Source organism: Castellaniella sp. GW247-6E4, assembly GCF_040276065.1.
In the GTDB taxonomy this organism is placed as follows: Bacteria; Pseudomonadota; Gammaproteobacteria; order Burkholderiales; family Burkholderiaceae_B; genus Castellaniella.
Genome location: NZ_JBELOI010000007.1, coordinates 111,231 through 132,482 on the forward strand (window position 1 = coordinate 111,231; position 21,252 = coordinate 132,482).

Annotated in this window: 22 protein-coding genes; 20 read left to right on the top strand and 2 right to left on the bottom strand. The window is 59.1% G+C overall.

From position 1 onward, the window contains the following. The first annotated feature begins 4 nt into the window (after nucleotides 1–4). The gene (locus tag ABS761_RS10320) at nucleotides 5–82 is read left to right on the top strand and encodes a hypothetical protein (RefSeq protein WP_350408328.1); all 78 of its coding nucleotides are present in this window, start codon (nucleotides 5–7) and stop codon (nucleotides 80–82) included. On the opposite strand, the gene ABS761_RS10325 is transcribed toward ABS761_RS10320, so the two are convergent. After that, on the bottom strand, nucleotides 79–1,581 hold the full coding sequence (locus ABS761_RS10325; RefSeq protein ID WP_350408228.1) for an aldehyde dehydrogenase family protein: 1,503 nt from the start codon (nucleotides 1,579–1,581) through the stop codon (nucleotides 79–81). The genes ABS761_RS10320 and ABS761_RS10325 overlap by 4 nt on opposite strands. 201 nt (nucleotides 1,582–1,782) lie before the next feature. Here ABS761_RS10325 and abiEi point away from each other — a divergent pair, with 201 nt between their 5' ends. Then, complete coding sequence (abiEi, locus tag ABS761_RS10330; RefSeq protein ID WP_350408229.1) at nucleotides 1,783–2,382, top strand: type IV toxin-antitoxin system AbiEi family antitoxin; 600 nt, start codon at nucleotides 1,783–1,785, stop codon at nucleotides 2,380–2,382. A gap of 9 nt (nucleotides 2,383–2,391) precedes the next feature. Beyond that, nucleotides 2,392–3,315 carry a nucleotidyl transferase AbiEii/AbiGii toxin family protein gene (locus tag ABS761_RS10335; RefSeq protein WP_350408230.1) on the top strand — a complete coding sequence of 308 codons (924 nt, stop codon included), beginning with the start codon at nucleotides 2,392–2,394 and terminating at the stop codon, nucleotides 3,313–3,315. A gap of 30 nt (nucleotides 3,316–3,345) precedes the next feature. Here ABS761_RS10335 and ABS761_RS10340 read toward each other — a convergent pair whose 3' ends face one another. Next, nucleotides 3,346–4,641 (bottom strand): O-antigen ligase family protein, encoded by a 1,296-nt coding sequence (locus tag ABS761_RS10340; protein WP_350408231.1) that lies wholly within the window; start codon nucleotides 4,639–4,641, stop codon nucleotides 3,346–3,348. 145 nt (nucleotides 4,642–4,786) lie between these two features. Here ABS761_RS10340 and nusG point away from each other — a divergent pair, with 145 nt between their 5' ends. The 17 genes from nusG (at nucleotide 4,787) to ABS761_RS10425 (ending at nucleotide 21,251) form a co-directional block, all read left to right on the top strand. After that, the gene (gene nusG, locus ABS761_RS10345; RefSeq protein ID WP_350408232.1) at nucleotides 4,787–5,392 is read left to right on the top strand and encodes a transcription termination/antitermination protein NusG; all 606 of its coding nucleotides are present in this window, start codon (nucleotides 4,787–4,789) and stop codon (nucleotides 5,390–5,392) included. A gap of 148 nt (nucleotides 5,393–5,540) precedes the next feature. Continuing rightward, nucleotides 5,541–7,787, top strand: a complete 2,247-nt coding sequence (locus ABS761_RS10350; RefSeq protein ID WP_350408233.1) for an autotransporter outer membrane beta-barrel domain-containing protein — start codon at nucleotides 5,541–5,543, stop codon at nucleotides 7,785–7,787. Nucleotides 7,788–7,854: 67 nt separating this feature from the next. After that, nucleotides 7,855–8,046 carry a CopG family transcriptional regulator gene (locus ABS761_RS10355; protein WP_350408234.1) on the top strand — a complete coding sequence of 64 codons (192 nt, stop codon included), beginning with the start codon at nucleotides 7,855–7,857 and terminating at the stop codon, nucleotides 8,044–8,046. Then, complete coding sequence (locus tag ABS761_RS10360; protein WP_350408235.1) at nucleotides 8,040–8,411, top strand: type II toxin-antitoxin system VapC family toxin; 372 nt, start codon at nucleotides 8,040–8,042, stop codon at nucleotides 8,409–8,411. Before ABS761_RS10355 ends, ABS761_RS10360 begins: the two co-directional genes overlap by 7 nt. Before the next feature lie 257 nt (nucleotides 8,412–8,668). After that, the gene (locus ABS761_RS10365; protein WP_350408236.1) at nucleotides 8,669–9,019 is read left to right on the top strand and encodes a MarR family EPS-associated transcriptional regulator; all 351 of its coding nucleotides are present in this window, start codon (nucleotides 8,669–8,671) and stop codon (nucleotides 9,017–9,019) included. 43 nt (nucleotides 9,020–9,062) lie between these two features. Further along, nucleotides 9,063–10,007, top strand: coding sequence for a Gfo/Idh/MocA family protein (locus ABS761_RS10370; RefSeq protein WP_350408237.1), 945 nt, complete (start codon nucleotides 9,063–9,065; stop codon nucleotides 10,005–10,007). Continuing rightward, nucleotides 10,004–10,579: a UDP-2-acetamido-3-amino-2,3-dideoxy-D-glucuronate N-acetyltransferase gene (wbpD, locus tag ABS761_RS10375; protein ID WP_350408238.1), complete on the top strand. Its 576-nt coding sequence runs from the start codon at nucleotides 10,004–10,006 to the stop codon at nucleotides 10,577–10,579. Before ABS761_RS10370 ends, wbpD begins: the two co-directional genes overlap by 4 nt. A gap of 11 nt (nucleotides 10,580–10,590) precedes the next feature. Further along, on the top strand, nucleotides 10,591–11,766 hold the full coding sequence (locus ABS761_RS10380; RefSeq protein ID WP_350408239.1) for a glycosyltransferase family protein: 1,176 nt from the start codon (nucleotides 10,591–10,593) through the stop codon (nucleotides 11,764–11,766). Nucleotides 11,767–11,983: 217 nt separating this feature from the next. Then, a complete protein-coding gene (locus ABS761_RS10385; protein ID WP_350408240.1) occupies nucleotides 11,984–12,154 on the top strand; it encodes a hypothetical protein in 171 nt (56 codons plus the stop codon). Between the two features lie 103 nt (nucleotides 12,155–12,257). Then, complete coding sequence (gene wecB, locus ABS761_RS10390; RefSeq protein WP_350408241.1) at nucleotides 12,258–13,331, top strand: non-hydrolyzing UDP-N-acetylglucosamine 2-epimerase; 1,074 nt, start codon at nucleotides 12,258–12,260, stop codon at nucleotides 13,329–13,331. A gap of 60 nt (nucleotides 13,332–13,391) precedes the next feature. Beyond that, a complete protein-coding gene (locus ABS761_RS10395; protein ID WP_350408242.1) occupies nucleotides 13,392–14,336 on the top strand; it encodes an NAD-dependent epimerase/dehydratase family protein in 945 nt (314 codons plus the stop codon). Nucleotides 14,337–14,350: 14 nt separating this feature from the next. Next, nucleotides 14,351–15,292: an NAD-dependent epimerase/dehydratase family protein gene (locus tag ABS761_RS10400; RefSeq protein ID WP_350408243.1), complete on the top strand. Its 942-nt coding sequence runs from the start codon at nucleotides 14,351–14,353 to the stop codon at nucleotides 15,290–15,292. Nucleotides 15,293–15,306: 14 nt separating this feature from the next. Further along, nucleotides 15,307–16,368: an NAD-dependent epimerase/dehydratase family protein gene (locus tag ABS761_RS10405; protein ID WP_350408244.1), complete on the top strand. Its 1,062-nt coding sequence runs from the start codon at nucleotides 15,307–15,309 to the stop codon at nucleotides 16,366–16,368. Nucleotides 16,369–16,387: 19 nt separating this feature from the next. Beyond that, nucleotides 16,388–17,392, top strand: coding sequence for an NAD-dependent epimerase/dehydratase family protein (locus ABS761_RS10410; protein ID WP_350408245.1), 1,005 nt, complete (start codon nucleotides 16,388–16,390; stop codon nucleotides 17,390–17,392). Between the two features lie 190 nt (nucleotides 17,393–17,582). After that, nucleotides 17,583–18,440 carry a class I SAM-dependent methyltransferase gene (locus ABS761_RS10415; RefSeq protein WP_350408246.1) on the top strand — a complete coding sequence of 286 codons (858 nt, stop codon included), beginning with the start codon at nucleotides 17,583–17,585 and terminating at the stop codon, nucleotides 18,438–18,440. Between the two features lie 27 nt (nucleotides 18,441–18,467). Further along, nucleotides 18,468–20,357, top strand: a complete 1,890-nt coding sequence (gene asnB, locus ABS761_RS10420) for an asparagine synthase (glutamine-hydrolyzing) (protein WP_350408247.1) — start codon at nucleotides 18,468–18,470, stop codon at nucleotides 20,355–20,357. Nucleotides 20,358–20,366: 9 nt separating this feature from the next. Then, entirely contained in the window at nucleotides 20,367–21,251 is an 885-nt protein-coding gene (locus tag ABS761_RS10425; RefSeq protein WP_350408248.1) for an NAD-dependent epimerase/dehydratase family protein, read from the top strand. The last annotated feature ends 1 nt before the right edge of the window (nucleotide 21,252 follow it).

The window sequence follows — 21,252 nt, forward strand, 5'->3', positions numbered from 1 at the left end:
ATTCATTGTCAGTGTCCGCAAGAAGCTGGCCCTGGATCAGCGAGAGGCCGCGGAAATCTTTGGCGGTGGATGCGCGCCTTAGCCGTGGCGGGCGGTGACGGTTTTCACCCGTGTGAAGCCGTACAGCGCCTCAAAGCCCTTTTCGCGGCCATGTCCCGATTGACCCACACCGCCGAACGGCAGCTCGACGCCGCCGCCCGCTCCGTAGTTGTTCAGAAAGACCTGGCCGACATTCAGCCGCCTCGCCAGGCGCATCTGGCGGCCGCCGTCGCGCGTCCACACGCCGGCGACCAGTCCGTACGGCGTACCGTTGGCGATGCGCAGGGCGTCCGTCTCGTCGGTGAACGGGATCAGGACCTGCACGGGTCCAAAGATTTCCTCTTGGGCAAGGCGGTGGTCGGGCGGCACCTCGGAAAATAACGTTGCGCGCACGAAATGCCCGTCCGCCGACGCGTCCGCGCGGATCGTCCCTTCGGCGGCGAGGTTCAACTCGGCCTTGCCCAGCTCGATGTAGCGGCTGACGATGGCTTTCTGCTTGTTCGAGATCAGGGGGCCCAGATCGCAGGCATCGATCGCCGGCCCCGCGACGAGCCCGCGATAGGTCTCGGCCATGCGGCGCTTGACCTCGTCATAGAGGCCACGCTGCACCAGCACGCGCGAGGCCGCCGAGCAGGTCTGCCCCGCGTTCTGCATGCAGGCGCTGACCAGCGTCGGCATGGCCGCGCCCAGATCGCAGTCGTCGAACACGATATGCGGTGATTTCCCGCCCAGTTCCAGTGTCACCGGGATTACATTCCGGGCCGCCGCAGCCTGGATGAGCCGCCCCGTGCCCACTGAGCCGGTAAAGGACACATGATCGAGGCCCGGGTGCCCGGACAGTGCGGCGCCCGCCTCGACACCCAGGCCCGTCACCACGTTCAACGCGCCGGCAGGCAGGCCCGCTTCGAGTGCGATCGCCGCGACCGCCAGCGTCGAGACCGATGCATCCTCGGCGGGCTTGACCACGCAGCTGTTGCCGGTGGCCAGCGCCGCGCCGACCGCGCGGCCGGCGATCTGCATCGGATAGTTCCAGGGGATGATGATCCCGCACACTCCGTGAGGCTCGCGCAAGGTATAGACCGTGAAGCCATCCTGGTAGGGGATGGTGACGCCCATGAGTTTGTCGGCCGCGCCAGCGTAGAACTCGAGGTAGCGCGCCAGAGCTTTGGCGTCGTTGAGCGACTGGTGCAGGGGCTTGCCGATGTCCAGCGCCTCGATCAGGGCCAGCGCCTCGGCGCGCCGCGACACCAGTTCCGACATCCGCATGAGGATGCGGCCGCGCTGGGTCGGCGTCATGCGGCCCCATTCGCCGTCAAAGGCGTCCCGGGCCGCCGTCACCGCCGCGTCCACGTCGGCGGCGCCTGCGCGCGCAATGGCGCCGATCGTCCGGCCGGTGGAGGGATCCTCGATCGGCAGCGTTGCACCGGACGTCGCGTCGCGCCATTGTCCGCCGATCAGGAGTTTCGATGGATCGAACCAGATGGCGGATTGCAATTGGCCGTGCGCCGGTCCGGCTACCGGGGTATCGCCTGCTGGGGTCATGATCCGTCTCCGTTGGACGTCGTGCGATTCCCTATTGTGCCTCATGCAGGGGCGCCTGCTCACCCCCTCGCATCGGCCTCCGCCTGGCGCATCGCCGCCCAGAGGATGGCCAGGGAAAGCATCAGGGTAGAGACGGGATGGGCATTTGTCATGTATACGTCTATACTATTGATAAATAGTATTTGCGTAGACATCATAAGGATGAATCGAATCCAGGCCATTCAGGCCCTGCGCCTGCTGGACGATATGGGCCGGTATGTTTTTCGTCGCCAGCATCTGCGGGCCTGCTTTCACGATGAATCGGAAAAGACCTTTGCCGAGGGGCTCGGGCGCCTGGTTGCGGACGGGCTCATCGTGCGGGCCGCGCGCGGCGTATTCGTCAACGAGGCGGCAAAGTCCCGGGATGGCTGGACCATTGAACGGGTGGCCATCGCCTTGCGTCCGTCCAGCCTGAGCTACGTGAGTTTGGAGTCCGCCCTTTCAGAGTACGGCATCATCTCGCAAATCCCGATCGATCGGATCACGCTCATGACCACCGGGCGTGAGGGCGAATTCCGGACGCCTTATGGCATCGTCGAGTTTGTCCATACCCGCCGCCCACCCTCGGCGCTGCGCGAGGCTACGGTTCTGGCCGACAGGCCGTTGCGCCTGGCGCGGCCGGACACCGCCCTGCGGGATTTGCGCCGTGTTGGGCGCAATCTGCATCTGGTCGATATGGCGGCTTACGAAGAAGTGCGGGCTGTCACGCAGGGTGTGGATCCCGGTCTGGCGGCTGCGCCGCATTCAACGCTGGATGCGTGAGGCACGTCTATGCAGGAATCTTTCAACAAAATCGTGGATCTCGCAATGCTGGAACCAGGGCGTGCTCATATGCGCCCGGTCATCGAAAAAGAGCTGCTGCACTACGATATCCTTTTTGCGTTGAGCGAGGCAAAGCTGCTCGATGCCCTTACCTTTCAGGGCGGCACGTCCTTGCGCCTCTGCCACGGCGCGCCCCGATTTTCGGAGGATCTGGATTTTGCGGGCGGTGCTGATCTCGATATCCGGCATCTTTCGGACATCAAGCGGTGTCTGGAGGACTATCTGGGGGCCCGCTATGGGTTATGGGTCGAAGTGCGCCCTCCAAAATCAGAGCAGACTGGATGGGATCTCGGGCGCGGCGATCCCGGGCACACGATGGTTGCCAAGTGGCAGATCAGTATCCAGACTGCGCCGCGACGATCGGATATCCCGCGCCAGCGCGTCAAGCTGGAGGTCGCAGGCATTCCCGCCTATAGCAGAGAGCTGAAAAGCCTGGCGCGCAATTATCGGTTCCTGCCCGATGGGTACTCCGACGTTCTCCTCGGTGTAGAGAGTCTTGACGAAATCATGGCCGACAAGCTTGTATCGCTGCCATCTTGCGACAGATATGTACGCTACCGGGATATCTGGGACCTACGCTGGCTGAAGCAGCAGGGAGCGGAAATTGATCCTGCCATGGTGGCCAACAAGGTCAAGGATTATGGGGAGGTCGACTATTCGGACAAACTGCGAGACATGATCGGCCGGCTCGATGAAATCGTCCGCGGCACGGCCTTCAAGAACGAGATGGCCCGCTTTATCCCGGCGGACGTACAGACCAGGACTTTAGGCAAGGAAGGCTTCGATACATTCTTGGCCGGCGAGGTCAAGGAGTTGCTGGCAGCCGTTGGGCGGTCGGTGCGCGACTCAGAGGGTGGGGCGTTTCGGATGTAAAGGCTCCGGCGCCTTTCGGCATGCGCCTGCTCACCCCCTCGCATCGGCCTCCGCCTGGCGCATCGCCGCCCAGAGGATGGTCAGGGAAAGCACAAAGAACATCACCCCGTTGTTGCGGCCCAGGATCACCTGGGTCAGGCCAAAGGCCGCGAACGCGGCCGGCAGGCTGGCGCCGCAGCAGGCCAGCACCCGCACGGTCAGGTCGGGGGCGCGCAGGCGGCGGCAAAAGTACCAGCAGCTCGTGATCATCAGGGCGAGGAACGCGAACAGGCCCAGCGTGCCCTGGTGCAGCCAGATCTCGATGAAATTGTTGTGGGTGTTGGACAGGGCTGCCACATAGGGGTGGATGCGTCCGGCCTCGATCAGGCCTTGCAGGTGGCTGCGGTATTCCTCATGCCCCCAGCCGAGCAGGGGCCGCTCGGGGATGCTGATCAGGGCGGATTTCCAGGCCTCGAGGCGCGCACCGACGTTGTTCGCGGCATCGCCATCGTGCGCATAGGCCCGCCATTCCTGCAGGGCGGCGGCATAGCGGCCCTCTGCGATCTGGCCCGCGGGCAGGACCGCCATGACAATCGCCACGCCCGCCGCCACTGCCGTGCAGCCGCCCAACAGCGGGCGCAGGGACCGCCTGCGCAGCAGCGCCGCGGCGGCCAGTGCGGCAAAAATCGGTATCGCCACCAGCCCGCCCCGGGTGGCCGACGCGACGAACGCGTAGAGGCCGGCCATGGCGCCCACCAGCAGGAAGGCGGCCCAGGCGTGACGCCGGCGCAGCCCGGCCAGGACAGCGCCCATCAGGCACCAGAAGGCCATCACGAGGGCAATGTCGCCAAAGGGGATGGCGCTGGTCACGAAGCCCTCGGCGCGCGGCACCCCCAGGTGCCGGATCTGCCACCAGGCGACGGTGGCGGCGCCCAACAGCCCGAGGGCCAATCCGGCCCATAGCCAGTCCAGGCGCAGGCGCGCGCGGCGCAGCCCCAGCAGGATGGGCATCGCCAGCGCATAGCGTGCGCCCTGGTCCAGGTATTTGCCTGGGTCCCCATGCCATAACACCGCCGTGGCCGTCGTCAGGAAAACCGCCAACAGCAGCCAGCACAGGGTCCGGTCCTCGCGCGACCAGGCGGCGGCCATCGCCTCGCCCCCTTCGGTCGCGCCGTTGCGCTGGACGGTGCTGGTGGCGAGCCACACCGCAATTCCGCCCAGGAACAACAAGCCGCCCCCCACGGAATAGCCGGAAGGCGCCGAGAGCATCAACAGGAAAAATATCGCGGCGCTGGCCCCCATCCAGATGGACAGCCAGGCCGGCGTGCGTGCCGGGATCGGATGCATTTTTGGGGAGTACGCTCGAGGCATGGACGTTGTCGGATTGTAGCCGGTTGCCCTTCGTGACAGGGACGAGGGGGCTCTGTGCGGCGGCCGCGTCCGCCGGCTCCAGGGCCTACAATAGAGCCACCTTTTCAAGGCACCCGCCCGCATGACCGCCACCGACGATTCCGAAACCCCCGCCGGCCCGCCGGATACGTCCCCCGCTGCGGGATTCTGGTTCGTCGTGCATACCAAGCCGCGTCAGGAAATCCTGGCGCGCGAGCATTTGCTGCGCCAGGCCTTCGAGGTCTACCTGCCGATGTTCAAGGTGTTCAAGGCGCCGCGCCGGCCCGGCGCGGCAGGCCAGGCGGCCGCGAGTAGGCTCGGGTCGCCGTCCGCGCAGGCGCTGACCTCTCACGAGCCCATGTTCCCGCGCTATCTGTTCCTGCGCCCGAGCCGCCCCACCCAGTCCTTGTCCGCTGTGCGGTCGACGCAAGGCGTCAGCCGCCTGGTGATGTTCGGCAACCAGCCCGCCTGCATCGCCCAGGCGCTGGTCGAGGGCATCCGCGCGGCCGAGACCGCGCGCGATGAGGCCGACTTTGCACAGATCAGCCCCTACCGGCCCGGCATGCCGGTACGCCTGCAGGACCCCGCCCTGGGCGGCCTGCAAGCCCTGGTGCAGGCCGTATCCCACGACCGCGTGACCCTGCTGCTCGAGATCCTCGGCCGTCCCCAACTCGTCAGTGTCGATTTCGAGCGGATCACACCTCTCTGAGCACCCGTCGGCACTGCCGCGCGGTGTCGGCGGACCCGAATTGATGTGCCTTAACGAAATCACATCTCGTGGTAGGTGAGACGTTGATCTCCTGGTAGAACCACGAATGTCACATTCAGTGACATTCTTGACTATCAAGGAGACAAACATGAAAATCCGCCATTTGATCATCCTTGCGTTGGGCCTTGGCCTGCCCGGCCCGTCCCATGCCCAACTGATGAAGCATGGCTCCCATCACATCCTGGGCGCGCCGCCACCGGCTTCGCCTGTGGCGGCCCTGCTTGCCCCTGAGGCGCCCTGGGATCCTTCCCCGGCGCCTTTTTTGTTGACCGGGGATCCCGTTGTCGTCGACCGCGACCGCCTCATCACCCGTGAGCTGCGCATCCAGTCCGTCACGGCCATCGATGTCGCCGGGGGGCATGTCCTGCGCATCGAAGGAACCGTGGGCAACGCGCCCGCGACCACCGGCGGCCTCTACAAACTTGGCGCCGGCCACATGGCCCTGTCCGGCGCCAACACCGTCCGAGGCAACTCCGCCCTGCTGCAAGGCAGCCTGGCCCTGCTGGACGACCGTGCCCTGGGCGCGCCGTTGAACGCGCTGGACATCAATATCGGCACGCGCCTGGAATTCGCCGAGGGCGTGTCGATCGGCCAGACCTTCACCATCAAGCCCGTGGACCTGGCCGCCGAACTGCCCGCCCACTGGTGGGCGCCCGTCCCGCCACCGGCCGAGCCCCTGGCCGTCCAGTGGGTGGTCGAGCGCGGCGAGGCCACGCATCTCGGCGACCTGTTCGGCCGCGCGCCCCTGATCAAGCAAGGCGCCGGCACCTTGCGCCTGGCCGGCTGGGGCGCCGCCTATACCGGCGACATGACGGTGCGCGACGGCGGCTTGCGGGTCGATGGCGCCTTTGGCGGGCGGGTGCTCGTCGAGCCCGGCGCCGCCCTGTCGGGCACCGGCCTGGTTGGGCGCATCGAGGTGGGCGGCGTCCTGGCGCCGGGCGCGGCGCACGGAGTCGGCACCCTCATGGCCGTGCACGAGGCGCGCCTGCTGCCGGGCGCATCGATGCACGTGCGCATCGATGCGGCGGGCGAGGCCGACCGCCTCTGGTCGCTCGGGACGGCCGCGGTGGACGGCGCCCTGCACGTCCAGGCACAGCCTGGCGCCTGGGACGAGGCCAGCCGCTGGACCATCGTGCAGGCCGACGGCGGCCTCGAGGCCGGCCGGTTCGCCTCGGCCTCCAGCAATCTGCCGTATTTTTCACCTGTCCTCGAGTACGGCGCGGATCGCATTGTGCTGGCGCTGCGGCGCAACCAGGCGGGGCTGGAAACCTGTGCCGACGGCGGCACGGCGCAGGCGGCCGCGCGCGCGATCGAAGGCGGCGTCCAGCCGCTGGCCGAGCGCATCGTCCGCCAGGACTGTGCGCGGGCTGCGGAGCTACTGGCTGCATTCGCCCACTCGGGCGCCGCATCCTGGCGCGGCGCCGTATTGGAGGACAGCCGCCACCTGCGCGAAGCCGCCTTGGCTCACGCCGGCAGTGGCCGCGCCTGGGTCCGCCAGTGGATGGTGGCCGCCGAGCGCGATGCGCGCAGCAGCAAAGGCGGGACCATCCGCGGCGATGCGCGCGACGTCATGGGCGTGCTGGCGGGCGTGGATCGCGCCTTGTCCACCGGGTGGCACCTCGGCGTGTTCGCCGGTGCCCAGCACGTGGATTACGGCAGTTTGGGGGCCGCCGGCGCCCCCGGCGGCCTGGCGGTGCGCGACGCCAGCCTGCACCTTGGCCTGGGCATCGTCCATCGCCCCGGTGCGGGGCATCGGCTCAGCGCGGGCGTTGCGCACGCCTGGCATCGCGGCGCCGGCCGTCGATGGACGGTCGATGACGATAGCCCCCTGCGCGCCACCCAGCATGCGCGCAGCACGCAAGCCTGGGTCGAGTGGCGCTACGACGACGCACACGCGGCCGATCACTGGACCTTTGCGCCGGTTGCACGCCTGGCCTGGGTGCGCCTGGACAGCCGGGACTATACGGAGACGGGCGGCCCGGAGGCCCTGCACGTGCAAGGCGCCGTGGACCAGCGCGCCTTTGCCCACGCGGCCTTGGGGGCCCGCCGCGCCTGGCCCGTGCCGCACGGTCACGCCGTGCTGCGCGCGGCCCTGGGCTGGGATGCCTTGCTGGGTTCGCCGGACATCATCAGCACCCAGTCCTTTCGCGAGGATGCCGTTGGGCGGGCTTTCGAGGCAGGCGGACAACCCCTCGCGCGCCATGCCCTGCGCCTGGACCTGGGGGTGGATGCGCCCCTGGCGCCAGGTGTGCGCGGCGGGATTGGCTATACCGGCCAGTACCGCGGCGGCGGCCGGCAGCATGGAGTGTTGCTGAGCCTGTCGGCGGCGCTGTAGGACGCTAGCCCAGGCCCAGAAAGCGTCGGATCACCACGTTCACGGCCGGCATCGTTTGCTTGTCCACGTGGCCGATCCTCTGGCCCTCGCCCAAATTGTCGAGGCCCAGCAGCGTCCCCGCGCGGCCGTCATCCGGGACGCGGTCGAGGCTTATATCGCCAATCACGCACGCCCCTCGGGGGCCGAGGTCTTCGGTGCCTGGCGCGACAAGAGGCTGGATGGGCTCGAGTACCAGCAGACCCTGAGGTCTGAATGGTGAGGGCGCTGTTCGATACGAACATTCTGATCGACTATCTGGGCGGCATCCCCGCCGCCAAGGCCGAGCTTGCGCGCTACGCGCGGCCCGCAATCAGCGTGATCACCTGGATGGAGGTCATGGCTGGCGTGACGCGAGAGGACGAGGCCATGATCCGCGCCTGGCTGACCACGTTCGATCGGGTCGCGCTGGATGAAACCGTTGCCGATCGTGCGGTCTCCATTCGGGCGCAGCGACGCATCCGCCTGCCCGATGCCATCATCTGGGCCTCGGCACAAGTCCATTCCATGCTGTTGGTCTCGCGCAATACCAAGGACTTCCCGCCGGACGAGCCGGGTGTGCGCATGCCATATGAGGCCCGCCGTTGAATTCCGATTACCGCGTTTCTCTGCAATGACAAACTTGGCCATGAGGACTTGATCGACTGCCTGCCGGACGAAGCCAGGTGTCATAAATTGAAGGGTCGGTTCAGTGGAAGCCCCCTGCCGCACGAGCCGTGTCAAAACCACTAGGCAACCCCCAACTCCTTGATGTACTATCGCGTTCACGCATTGAACATGCGCGAATGCGCTTGCCGACCGTGTCACGGCACGGCGGTAGCGTGTTCGCTGGAATCACCAGTGCCATGTCCATCGATACCCATCCCCACGACGAAAACCACCTCAAGGTCCTGCGCCTGCTGGAATCCGACCCCAGCCTCAGTCAGCGCGAGTTGTCCGAGGCCCTGGGCGTGAGCCTGGGCAAGACCAACTACTGCGTGCGCGCCCTGCTCGACAAGGGCCTGATCAAGATGCAGAACTTCCGCAACAGCCGGAACAAGCTGGGCTATGCCTACCTGCTGACCCCGGCGGGGATCGCCGCCAAGGCGGATCTGACCGCCAGTTTCCTGAAGATCAAGCTGCGGGAATATGAGGCTTTGCGACGAGAAATCGAGGAGCTGCGGCGTGAGACATCGGCTGAGGATCCGATCAAATAGGCAATCCCTCTATCCAATTACTTCAAACTACTCGACTATCGACATGAAAAACTTTGCTCTGATTGGTGCCGCCGGCTATATCGCCCCGCGCCATATGAAAGCCATCAAGGACACCGGCAACCGTCTGGTCGCCGCCTTGGACCCGAACGACTCCGTGGGCATCATCGACAGCCATTTCCCGGAAGCAGAGTTCTTTACCGAGTTCGAGCGCTTTGACCGCCACATCGACAAGATGCGCCGGTCGGAAAAGTCGGAAAACATCGACTACGTGTCGATCTGTTCGCCCAATTACCTGCACGATTCGCACATGCGGTTCGCCTTGCGCTCGGACGCCGATGCGATCTGTGAAAAACCCCTGGTGCTGAACCCCTGGAATATCGACGGCCTGCAAGAGATCGAGCGCGACACGGGCCGCAAGGTCAACACCATCCTGCAACTGCGAGTACACCCGGCCATCGTGGCCCTGCGCGACAAGGTGCGGGCGCAGGCCAAGGACACCAAGCACGAGGTCGATCTGACCTACATCACCTCACGTGGGCACTGGTACCTGCAATCCTGGAAGGGCAGCCTCAAGAAGTCCGGCGGCATCGCCACCAACATCGGCGTGCACTTTTTTGACATGCTGCACTATATCTTTGGTGATTTGCAGGACAATATCGTGCACCACGGCGAGGACACCAAGGCCGCGGGCTATCTGGAATATGAACATGCGCGGGTGCGCTGGTTCCTGTCAGTGGATTACCGAGACGTGCCGCAGGCGCAGCGTGAGCAAGGCCAGCGCACCTTTCGCTCGATCACCGTGGATGGCGAGGAGATCGAGTTTTCCGGTGGCTTTACCGACCTGCATACCCGCAGCTACGAGGAAATCCTGGCGGGCCGCGGATTTGGCTTGGAGGAGAACCGCACGGCCATTGAGACGGTGTCCAATATCCGCAATGCGTCTATCGCGCCGCTGACGGGTGATTATCACCCCTTCCTGAAGCAATGAGCCACTATCAGCACGAGAGCGCCATCGTCGACGAGGGTGCACAAATCGGCGAAGGCAGCCGGATCTGGCATTTCGTCCACGTCTGCGGCGGCGCACGCATCGGCGCCGGCGTATCCCTAGGACAGAATGTATTCGTCGGCAACAAGGTCGTGATCGGCGACCATTGCAAGATCCAGAACAACGTGTCCGTCTACGACAACGTGACCCTGGAGGAGGGCGTGTTCTGCGGCCCCAGCATGGTGTTCACCAACGTCTATAACCCGCGCTCGCTGATCGAGCGCAAGGACGAATACCGCAACACCTTGGTCAAGAAAGGCGCGACGCTGGGCGCGAACTGCACCATTGTGTGTGGGGTGACCATCGGCGAGTACGCCTTCGTCGGCGCCGGTGCGGTGGTGAACAAGGACGTGCCGGCGTACGCGCTGATGGTGGGCGTGCCGGCGCGGCAGATCGGCTGGATGAGCGAGCATGGGGAACAGTTGGATTTGCCGCTCACGGGTGAGGGCGAGACCGCCTGTTCGCATACCGGTGCGACATACCGGCTGTCGGACGGACAGTGCGCCCGCCTCTGACACTCCTCCGGGTGCTGGTCCTGTATGCGCACTACGGCGTGCGCGCCAGCTATTACGATGACTGGCTGGACGCCTTGCGCGGACACAGAAAATTGCAGGTGTCCGAGATCAATATCAGTAGCCTCGGCGCGCGTGGCCAGTTGAAGCGAAGGCTGCCGGATGCCGATCTGGTCATCCTGTTGCATTCCGTGAATGCCGACCAGGTTTTCTACCTCGAGCCTCTTGCTTCGTTATTGGCCGAGCGCCGCTGCAAACTATTGAGCTTCGTGGGAAACGAAGTAAACCTGCCCGGTGCGCCCATCTCGGAAAAAAGACGGGTACTGCGGATGGTGCGCCCTGATTGGATTGCCACCCAGCTGCTTGAAGAGGCCGGCAGGTATCTTTGGGGCGATATCGCGCCGGTTGTCGCCATCCCACACGCTCTCAATCCCGCCGCCTTCCAGCGCCGGGAAAACCTGGCCGACCGGCATATCGACGTCGGTTTGCGTAGCTTCCGCTATTCCGCGGTGTTGGGTGACCTGGATCGGAATCGGGTGATGGATTGGGTTTCCGAGGTCGGGCCGACGGCCGGCCTTTTGGTCGATATCAGTCAGCAAAGATTCGATCGTACTGGCTGGGCAGCGTATCTAAATGCCTGTCGGACGACGATCGCCACAGAGGCCGGATCCTGGTATCTGCAAACCGACGACGCATTGGTTGCTGCGGTTCTGCAAGCCTATTCGGGCCGCGGCTTTGTTTTGCCCGCCAAGAGCCATAGCCTGCGCAGGCTCGTCCATCGCCTGCCGTGGGCCTTGCGTGAAAGGCTGATGCGCTGGCTGTCCCGAGGTCCGTTTCGCTACGAGGCCACCTCGCTTAGCCGAGTGTCGGACAGCGAGATACTGGCGAAATTTTTCTTGAATGCCGACAAGGCGCCCATCTACGGAAAGTGCATTTCCTCCAGGCATTTCGACGCCATCGGGACCGGTACCGCCCAGATCCTGCTGGCGGGTCGCTATAACGACATCCTCATGCCTGGGCAGGATTATTTGGAGCTCAAGGACGATTTATCGAATGGAGACGAGGTGCTGGAACAACTACGGGACACGGATTTATTGGAAACAATGTCTCGTCATGCCTTGGAAAAAGTGATGTCGCAACATACCTATGCGCATCGTGTCCAGCAGATTCTGGACCTGCTCGAGGCATGACGACCAGGAATGACATGCTCAGCCCGGCGCCCGGTCAAGGGGCGCAATGGTTGAGGGTGCTGGCCGTATCCGACCTGTTGGCGATCCTCCAGCCTCTCTTACACTGTATTACGCTGCGTGGCCAGTCCCAGGCAGTTCACTGCGTGATTGGGCCGCCTACCTGTTCAGCGCGGGATTCCTGGTTAGCCTGGCTTTTCGCCCTGCGCACTTCCGCCACATGAGCGCGGCGCTTGCATTCAGCATGGTCATGCTGTCGGACCCATCCGGCCGTGCGGCATACCGCCGCGCGCTCGATGAGCGGGCCGATGCGTATGAGCGCGGGTCACAGGTGGATCAGCTTGTCGAGATCCTGCACGCGGCACAGGCCCAGAACCTTGTCAGGGCATGAACGAGGCGCATGTCGCCTTGTTATACTGGCGTGTTCATTTCCTGAACGCATTAGATTGCCTGCCAAACCTCAATACTGCTTCGCATAGGGAACGCACACACCCATGAAGTTGCTCACCGTCATCGGGGCGCGGCCCCAGTTCATCAAGGCCGCCACGGTTTCCAGGGCGCTTGCCGAGCATTTTCCCGGTGCACGGGAAATATTGGTCCATACCGGCCAGCATTATGACGCCAATATGTCCGACGTGTTCTTCGACGAGCTGGAGATCCCGCGGCCCGATCACCACCTGGGGATTGGCGGTGGATCGCATGGCCAGAATACAGGCCGCATGCTTGAAAAGCTCGACGCGTTGATGGCCGCCGAACAGCCGGACTGGATCCTGGTGTATGGCGATACAGACAGCACCCTCGCAGGCGCCTTGGCGGCGGCCAAACTCCATATCCCCGTGGCTCACGTCGAAGCCGGACTGCGGTCCTTCAATCGACGCATGCCCGAGGAAATCAACCGCATCCTGACGGATCATGTCGCAGACATGCTGTTCGTGCCCACCCAGGTGGCCAGGACCAACCTTAGGAACGAGGGCATCGGGGACGCGAAAATCCATATGGCCGGCGACGTGATGTACGATGCCGCCCTTCACTATCGGACGCGCGCGCGTCAGCCGCAGTGGTTTTCCCAGCTAGGGGCGGGCGCTTTTGCGCTTTGCACGATCCATCGCGCGGAAAACACCGATGATCCTGATCGGATGCGAGGCATTCTTGCAGGCCTTGCGCAATCACGCCTGCCAGTGGTGTTGCCGCTGCACCCCCGGACCCGCAAACAGCTAGCACAGCATGGCCTCGAACTGCCGGACACCGTTCGGGTAGTCGATCCGGTTGGCTACCTGGAAATGGTTTGGCTCGAATCGCATTGCGATCTGGTGGTGACGGACTCGGGCGGCGTGCAAAAAGAGGCCTACTTCCATGGCAAGCCCTGCGTCACCTTGCGGGATGAGACCGAATGGGTCGAACTCGTCGAGGTCGGAGCCAATGTACTGGCGGGCGCCGATCCGGCACAAATCCGTTCTGCCATGGAACGGGCCGGCAGCTTGGGCGATACCCCTAAAGGCCTGTATGGTCAGGGCGACAGCGCGATGAACATACTGAGCCGGCTTGCCGGCGTGACACCAACGGCGTGATACACGCCACTTTGATCCATTGAAACTGGGGGCGGGAAGCGCCCCAATCGAGAGGACAGCATGAAAGTACTGGTAACCGGCGGACTTGGGCAAATCGGATCGCACGTGGCAGAAATGCTGCTTGAGCGTGGGGATGAGGTTCTGGCAATCGACAACCTGGCCACCGGCCGCAGGGAGCATCTGGCAGACCATCCGAAATTGCGTGTCGTGATCGACACCATCGCCGACAAAGGGGTAGTCGACGGCCTGTTCGAGGACTTCAAGCCCGACGCCGTCGTGCACACCGCCGCCTCGTACAAGGATCCGGACGATTGGTACAACGATGCGCTGACCAATTGCGTGGGCGGGGCCAACATCGTCGATGCGGCCAAGCAGTTCGGCGTCAAGCGTTTCGTCTATTTCCAGACGGCGCTGTGCTATGGCCTGCGCCCACAGCAGCAGCCGATTCGACTGGATCACCCGCGTCTGCCCGGCAGCAGCAGCTATTCGATCACCAAGACCACCAACGAATACTACCTGGAGCTCTCTGGCATCGACTATGTCACCTTCCGCCTGGCTAACGTGGTCGGGCCGCGGAACGTGGCCGGTCCGCTGCCGATCTTTTATCAGCGCCTCAAGGATGGCAAGCAGTGCTTCGTCACCAAGGCGCGCCGTGATTTCGTATTCGTGAAGGATCTGGCGCGCACCGTCCTGCGGGCGTGCGACGGCACCGGGCAGGGCGCCTACCACTTTTCGTCAGGCACCGACGTCGCCATCGCAGAGCTCTACGACGCGGTGGTCAACGCCATGGGTTTCTCGGGTGACAGCAAACCTCAAGCTGAGGTCAAGGAACTGGGTCCCGATGACGTGGCGTCCATTTTGCTGGATCCATCCCGCACCTTCGAGGATTTCGGTGTGCTGGAGTTCACGCCCCTGCAGACCACTGTGTCCGAGGCTATTGCCTACTATAAGCAACACGGCACCTTGGGTGAGTACACACACCTGCGCCTGCAGGATAAAAAATAATTGAGGTGATAGGAATGCGGATACTGATTACTGGTGGAGCCGGTTGCTTGGGCTCCAATCTGATCGAGCATTGGTTGCCGCAGGGGCACCAGATCCACGTTGTCGACAATTTCGCGACAGGCAAGCGTGAAGTCGTGCCTCAAGTCGATGGGTTGTCGGTGACAGAGGGATCGGTCGCTGACGCATCTTTGGTTGACCACTGCTTTGCAGGGTTCAAGCCTGAGGTGGTGATTCATGCGGCCGCCGCCTACAAGGATCCAGATGATTGGGTCGAAGACAGCTTAACGAACGTGATCGGCAGTGCCCACGTGGCACGTGCGGCAAAGAGGCACCAGGTGGCTCGTTTGATCAATTTCCAGACGGCGCTGTGCTATGGGCGCCCGAACCAACTGCCAATCCCGGCAGATCATCCGACAGCACCTTTCACGAGCTATGGCATCACCAAGACCGCCGGCGAGCAATACATGATGCTCTCTGGGGTACCGACTTTGTCGCTGCGTATCGCCAATGTCACGGGACCTCGCCTGGCTATAGGTCCTATCCCCACGTTCTACAAGCGATTAAAGGCTGGGCAAGGGTGTTTCTGCTCAGATACGGGGCGCGATTTCCTAGATATGTCCGATTTTCTCGCATTCATGGATCTTGCTATCAAGACCGACGGACCCACCGGCCTGTTCAACGTTTCCACCGGTGAGGCACATACCATAAAGGAAATCTTTGATCTCGTGACGGATTATCTGGCGTTGCCCAGGCAGGAAGTACCTATCACTCCGCCCGCCGCAGACGATGTGCCGGTGGTGGCCCTGGACGCTCGTGAAACAAAAGACGCGTTTGGCTGGGCACCCAAGATCAGCTTTGAAGAAACGGTGCGCAAGCAATTGGCTTGGTACGATCGGTATGGCATAACAGACGTTTATTCCCACTTGAAGGCTCCGGTATCCGGAAAGCAGGCCTAACGAAGAGAAGAGAGATGAGTACGGAAAGCTTCAAAAGCAAGAAAGTTCTGGTCGTCGGTGGTGCCGGCTTTATAGGCAGCAATCTAGTGCAACAGATCCTTGCGCATGATCCCCGCGAAATTGTAATCGTCGATAATCTGTTGTCGTCAGATGTGAGTAATGTCCCCGATGATTCCAGAGTGCGTTTTGTATTTGGCTCAATCACAAACGATAAGATTTTGAGAGATCTGTCTGATGATCTGGATTACGCATTTCACCTGGCGTGTTATCACGGCAATCAGTCTTCGATTGCGGACCCGTTAGCTGATCACGATAACAACACATATACCTCATTGAAGCTTTTTGAGCGCTTAAAGGATTTCAAAGCCCTCAAAAAGGTAGTGTATGCTGCTGCTGCGTGCGCGGTTGCGGAAAAAACTTATGGCCAACCCACCGCAACGACCGAGGATCAGCCAGTTACTCTATATCATGACAGCCCTTATTCAATTTCCAAGATAATAGGCGAGCTCTACGGGAATTACTATTTCCTGCATCATCGGTTACCTATTGTGAAGGCGAGATTCTCGAATGCATATGGTCCGAGAGAGATTCTGGGCGCCGGACAATGGCGCGGCACAATACACACCGTGTGGCGGAATGTCACACCGACCTTTATCTGGCGAGCACTAAATGGCGAGGCTTTACCACTGGATAATGGTGGTAATGCTAGTCGTGACTTTATTTTTGTGGAAGATATGGCCAGAGGGCTGATGGCCTGTGCGTTGAAGGGAGACGCAGGTGAAGTCTACAACCTGGCAACGGGTAAGGAGACCACTATACTCGAGCTGGCAAACTTTATTAATGAATTTACTGGTAACAAGGCACCTGTGGATTTAAAACCGGCAAGGGATTGGGATCGTTCTGGGAAGCGATTTGCCTCGACGGAAAAAGCCGAGATACAGCTCGGATTTACCGCTCAAGTTGATATCCGAGAAGGGATAGAGAGAACTGTGGAATGGACAAGGAATAATTCTGATCTAATTGCTCATACGATAAAAAGACATAATAAATTTATGAGCCAGATTTCAAGTAAATAATACGAGGATAACAACGGAAATGGACATTCGCGGAAAGAAGGTGGTGGTTATTGGTGGCGCTGGGCTTATAGGTTCCCATACTGTAGACCAGCTAATCAACACTGATGTAAAGGAAATCATAGTCTATGATAATTTTGCACGCGGCCGTATAGAGAATCTTGGCTCCTCGCTAAAAGACTCTCGAGTGAAAATATATGAGGCCGGTGGTGATATACAGCAGACCGATGTACTAGAGTCAGCATTGAAGGGAGCAGACGGAGTCTTCCATCTCGCCGCACTATGGCTCCTCCAGTGCCACGAATATCCAAGAAGCGCGTTTGATGTCAATGTGCGAGGGACGTTCAATGTCATGGAGGCTTGTGTTAAGGCGGGAGTTCAACGGCTAGTCTATTCGTCTTCGGCTTCAGTGTATGGCGACGCCATCGAAGAGCCCATGACAGAAACGCATCCGTTCAATAATAAAAATTTTTATGGTGCTACCAAGATAGCTGGCGAAGCCTTTTTACGAGCCTTTCATCATCGCTACGGTTTAAATTATGTTGGGCTTAGGTATATGAACGTGTATGGGCCGAGACAGGATTATCATGGCGCATATATTGCTGTCATTATGAAGATGCTTGACGCCATCGATAAGGGAGAAAGTCCCACGATTATGGGCGACGGATCAGAGGCATTTGATTTCATCGCGGTTGAGGACTGTGCTAGCGCTAATGTGTGTGCCATGCAATCAGATACTGTAGACGAATTTTATAATGTAGGGACCGGCCATCGGACTTCGTTGTTGGAGCTGGCACAGAAGTTGGTAGTCTTGACGGATTGCAAGCAACCGATCAAGTTCACAAAAAATAGTCAAGCTACGTTAGTCAGGAACCGCATAGGAAGCACTGTCAAGGCGCATAAGGGAATAGGCTTTACAGCGGCAATCGCTTTGGAAGATGGTTTGCGCCGCTTGATAAAGTGGAGATCCGATGATAAGGCCGCCCTAATTGCAAGGCGACTTGAGGTTGGGTTGAGAGCGGACTGATCAGCCTGTCATGGCCCTCTGATTGGTTCGTGCCTTAACGATGATCTACTATCAGCAGGTTTCATTGAGTACCTCCGAATTGCACAAAATAAGCCTTGGGGTATTGGTTTCATCTCCTATCCAAATATAAGTTCGTCATCGGGTGCGTCAGTGGATAATATCGTAACCCAATAAAGGAACAATTGTTTCCATGTCCCCGGATATTAAAAGCAAGCTCATATTTGATGAGCGTACATTGTCGACAGAGCAGATTATTGAGAGTGGAGGCGCCGATTTATTGGGATTTAATGAGGTGCTTCAGTTTCTGGCATCCCCGGACTCCGGGTTGACGCTGGGATATGATGATCGGTCGCGCTTATTGACGGATGAAGCTGGAAATTCTTATCCTAGGCGAGGAGAATTGCCGTTGCTGATCCCAACAAGGCTCATTCAATTTTATTCTGATCGCCTAGATATTCCGTATTCCGCAGTCTCCGATTCGTTTCTACAATATTATTTCTTGTCAACAGTGAAGCAGTCAGGAGAGTTGGCGGGTATTAATTCGGCAACTGAGAATATTCACTATCAACGCCATCTTTATCGGATGAAAGATCTCTTGTCCTCGGCACGAGGACGTGTTCTCGATGTCGGATGTGACGACCCGATGATAGGGGCCGCTTTATTGGATGATTCTGCCAGCTATGTTGGTTTGGACCCATTCTGCAAACGCCCGTCACCGTTTCGTCTCATAGGATTTGGTGAAAATTTGCCTTTCCGCAACGCGACTTTCGATTGTGTTGTTTTTAACACCAGTTTGGATCATATTTTCGATTGGCGTAAGGCTATCGATGAGGCACGGAGAGTTCTCGTACCCAAAGGATTGTTATTTATATGCACCTTGATATGGACTGATCGTGCTGATCTAGTCAATGACGCTGTCCATTTTCATCACTTTAGAGACTATGAAATTATGGGCCAGCTGAGTTCCTGGGAAGTTGCTTCCATCAAGCGTTATGATTATAAGGGAGCTGATCATAGACATGGCTTATACTTATCTGTTAGTAAATAATGTGATGTCTACGACGGATAGATTGTAATGTGCGGGGTCGCGGGCATTGTTGATTTGAAGGGGCGTTCGGTTCAACAGGTTGAGCTCGAAAGGATGGCTGATGCGATTGCCCATAGAGGTCCGGACGGCGCAGGTTATTGGACTAATGGTCCAGTCGGGCTCGCTCATAGGCGCCTTGCGATCTTGGATCTTTCGCAGGCAGCGGCACAACCGATGATCTCGTCTGACGGTCGCTCGGCTCTTACTTACAATGGCGAGATTTACAATTATCTGGAGCTACGGGAGATACTTGAGCGTCTAGGGTATGCCTTCCGCTCCAGAAGCGATACCGAGGTGGTTCTGTATGCCCTACAAGAGTGGGGGATAGATGCTGTCCTCAAGTTTAATGGTATGTTTGCGCTCGCTTGGTGGGACGGTACTGCTCAGCGATTATATTTAGCCCGTGACAGATATGGTATCAAGCCACTTTACTATACCCGATCTAACGATGCTGTATTATTCGGATCCGAGCAGAAGGCAATATTAGCCCTTTCCTCTTTTCGGCGGCGACTGGATCAGCAGGCCTTGGTTGAGTATTTTACTTTCCAGAATATTTTCACTGATCGGACGTTACTCCAGGGGATTCGTATTCTTCCCGCTGGACATTATATGGAGATCAGTACTGGTCGTGATCTACGTAGTAAGCAGCCGGTTCAGTATTGGGATTTCAATTTTCGGGAACCGGATGTTAAATTCAGTCCTTCAGAGTACAGCGAGGAGCTTGATCGACGGTTTAGGGCTGCAGTCTCCCGACAGTTGGTTTCCGATGTCGAAGTGGGAAGCTATCTTAGCGGAGGCATCGATTCGGGCTCGATAACCGCCCTGGCATCACGCGAACGGCCGTTCATGAAAACGTTCACGTGTGGCTTTGATCTCCGTTCAGCTTCCGGCTTGGAGCTCGCTTACGATGAGCGTGAGAAGGCCGAGTATATGTCTTATAAATTTAAGACAGAGCACTATCAGATGGTGCTTAAGGCGGGAGACATGGAGCGAGTCATGTCAGAGATAGCATGGCATCTAGAGGAGCCGCGCGTCGGACAGTGCTACCCAAATTATTATTCCGCGAAATTGGCTTCGCGATTTGTTAAAGTGGTGCTAAGCGGCGCTGGCGGTGATGAGCTATTCGCTGGGTATCCATGGCGTTATTATCGTGCAGCAGTCAATGATAATTTCGAGCAGTATGTCGATAAATATTATGGGTTCTGGCAGCGCTTGATACCAAATAGCCTATTGAGGGAAGTTTTTTCTCCTATCGCTGGCGCCTTTGACTCCATATGGACACGCGATATTTTTCGGGATGTATTCAAACATCATGCTGAGGAATTGGATCGGCCTGCTGATTATATTAATCACTCATTGTATTTTGAGGCAAAAACCTTCCTCCATGGTCTACTAGTAGTGGAGGATAAACTCAGCATGGCTCATGGGCTTGAGAGTCGCGTCCCCTTTCTGGATAACGATCTAGTGGATTTTGCAATGTCTTGTCCTGTCAGTCTTAAACTTCAGGACTTGTCCAAGGTTGTACGTATCAATGAGAATGACCCTGGCAAGAAGGCCAGTATCTATTATTCCAGAACGCGTGACGGAAAGAAGATTCTTCGGGATGTCATGAGTAAATATATTCCAGCCGAAATCGCGTCTGCGGAAAAGCAGGGGTTCTCCGCACCGGATGCTAGTTGGTTTAAGGGGGAAAGCATAGATTTTGTGCGTCGAACGTTATTAACCGGGACACCAATGATCTATGATTTGCTAGATAGCCGCGTCATTAGGAGTTTGATCGAGGAGCATCTCACAGGAAAGACTAATAGAAGACTCCTGATATGGTCGCTGCTAAATGTTGAGGCTTGGTTGCAACAAGTAGATTGCGAGTTGTCGTAGGAGGTAGTCATGAGGCGGATTGTGATAACTGGCGCTTCTGGCTATCTTGGTACGCGTGTAGTGGATCTGCTGCGGTACAAATATGATGTGTTTGCGATCGTGCGTCGATCTGTGAAAGAATCATTTGAGAATGTAACTTACGTTGAGGCTGATCTTTCCAAGCCATGGTCGCCACAGGAGTTACCGGTTGCAGTGGATGGGGTGATCCACCTTGCTCAAGCTCGTGATTATAGGAAATTTCCAGACAAGGCTACTGAGATTTTTGCTGTTAACACTACTGCCACCGCATTGCTTCTTGATTATGCCCGCCGAGCGGGGGCTAGTAGTTTCATACTAGCGTCGACAGGCGGGGTATACGGCGAGATCAGGGATACGATCACGAGTGCTACGCCCATAAACCCGCCCGCAGGAGATTTAGGCTATTACTTCCGTACAAAACTTGCGGCGGAGATGTTAGCACATTCATACAGTGGCCTTATGAGTATCAACGTCCTACGGCCGTTTTTTATTTATGGTCCTGGGCAGCCTGATGATCGATTAGTTGGAAGAATTATTGATTCAGTGCGTACTGGTCGAAAAATTCAACTGGCTGGCGAGGATGGGATATGTCTTAATCCAATCTACATAGATGATGCGGTCGATATCATTGACGCTCTTATAGATCGACCTGGAACAAGGGTCTTGAACGTGGCGGGCCCCGATGCGATTACGATTAGGTATATCGCTCAGGTAGCTGGCGAAATTCTAGGCAGAGTTCCTCAGTTTGAGAAAGTATCGCATCAATCCGGCCGGATCGTCGCCGACCATTTGCCTATGGCAGATTTGTTGGCACGACCGTTAGTGGAGTTCGACGTTGGGTTAGCGGCGGCAATAGATCAGATCAAGAACCAGTAAA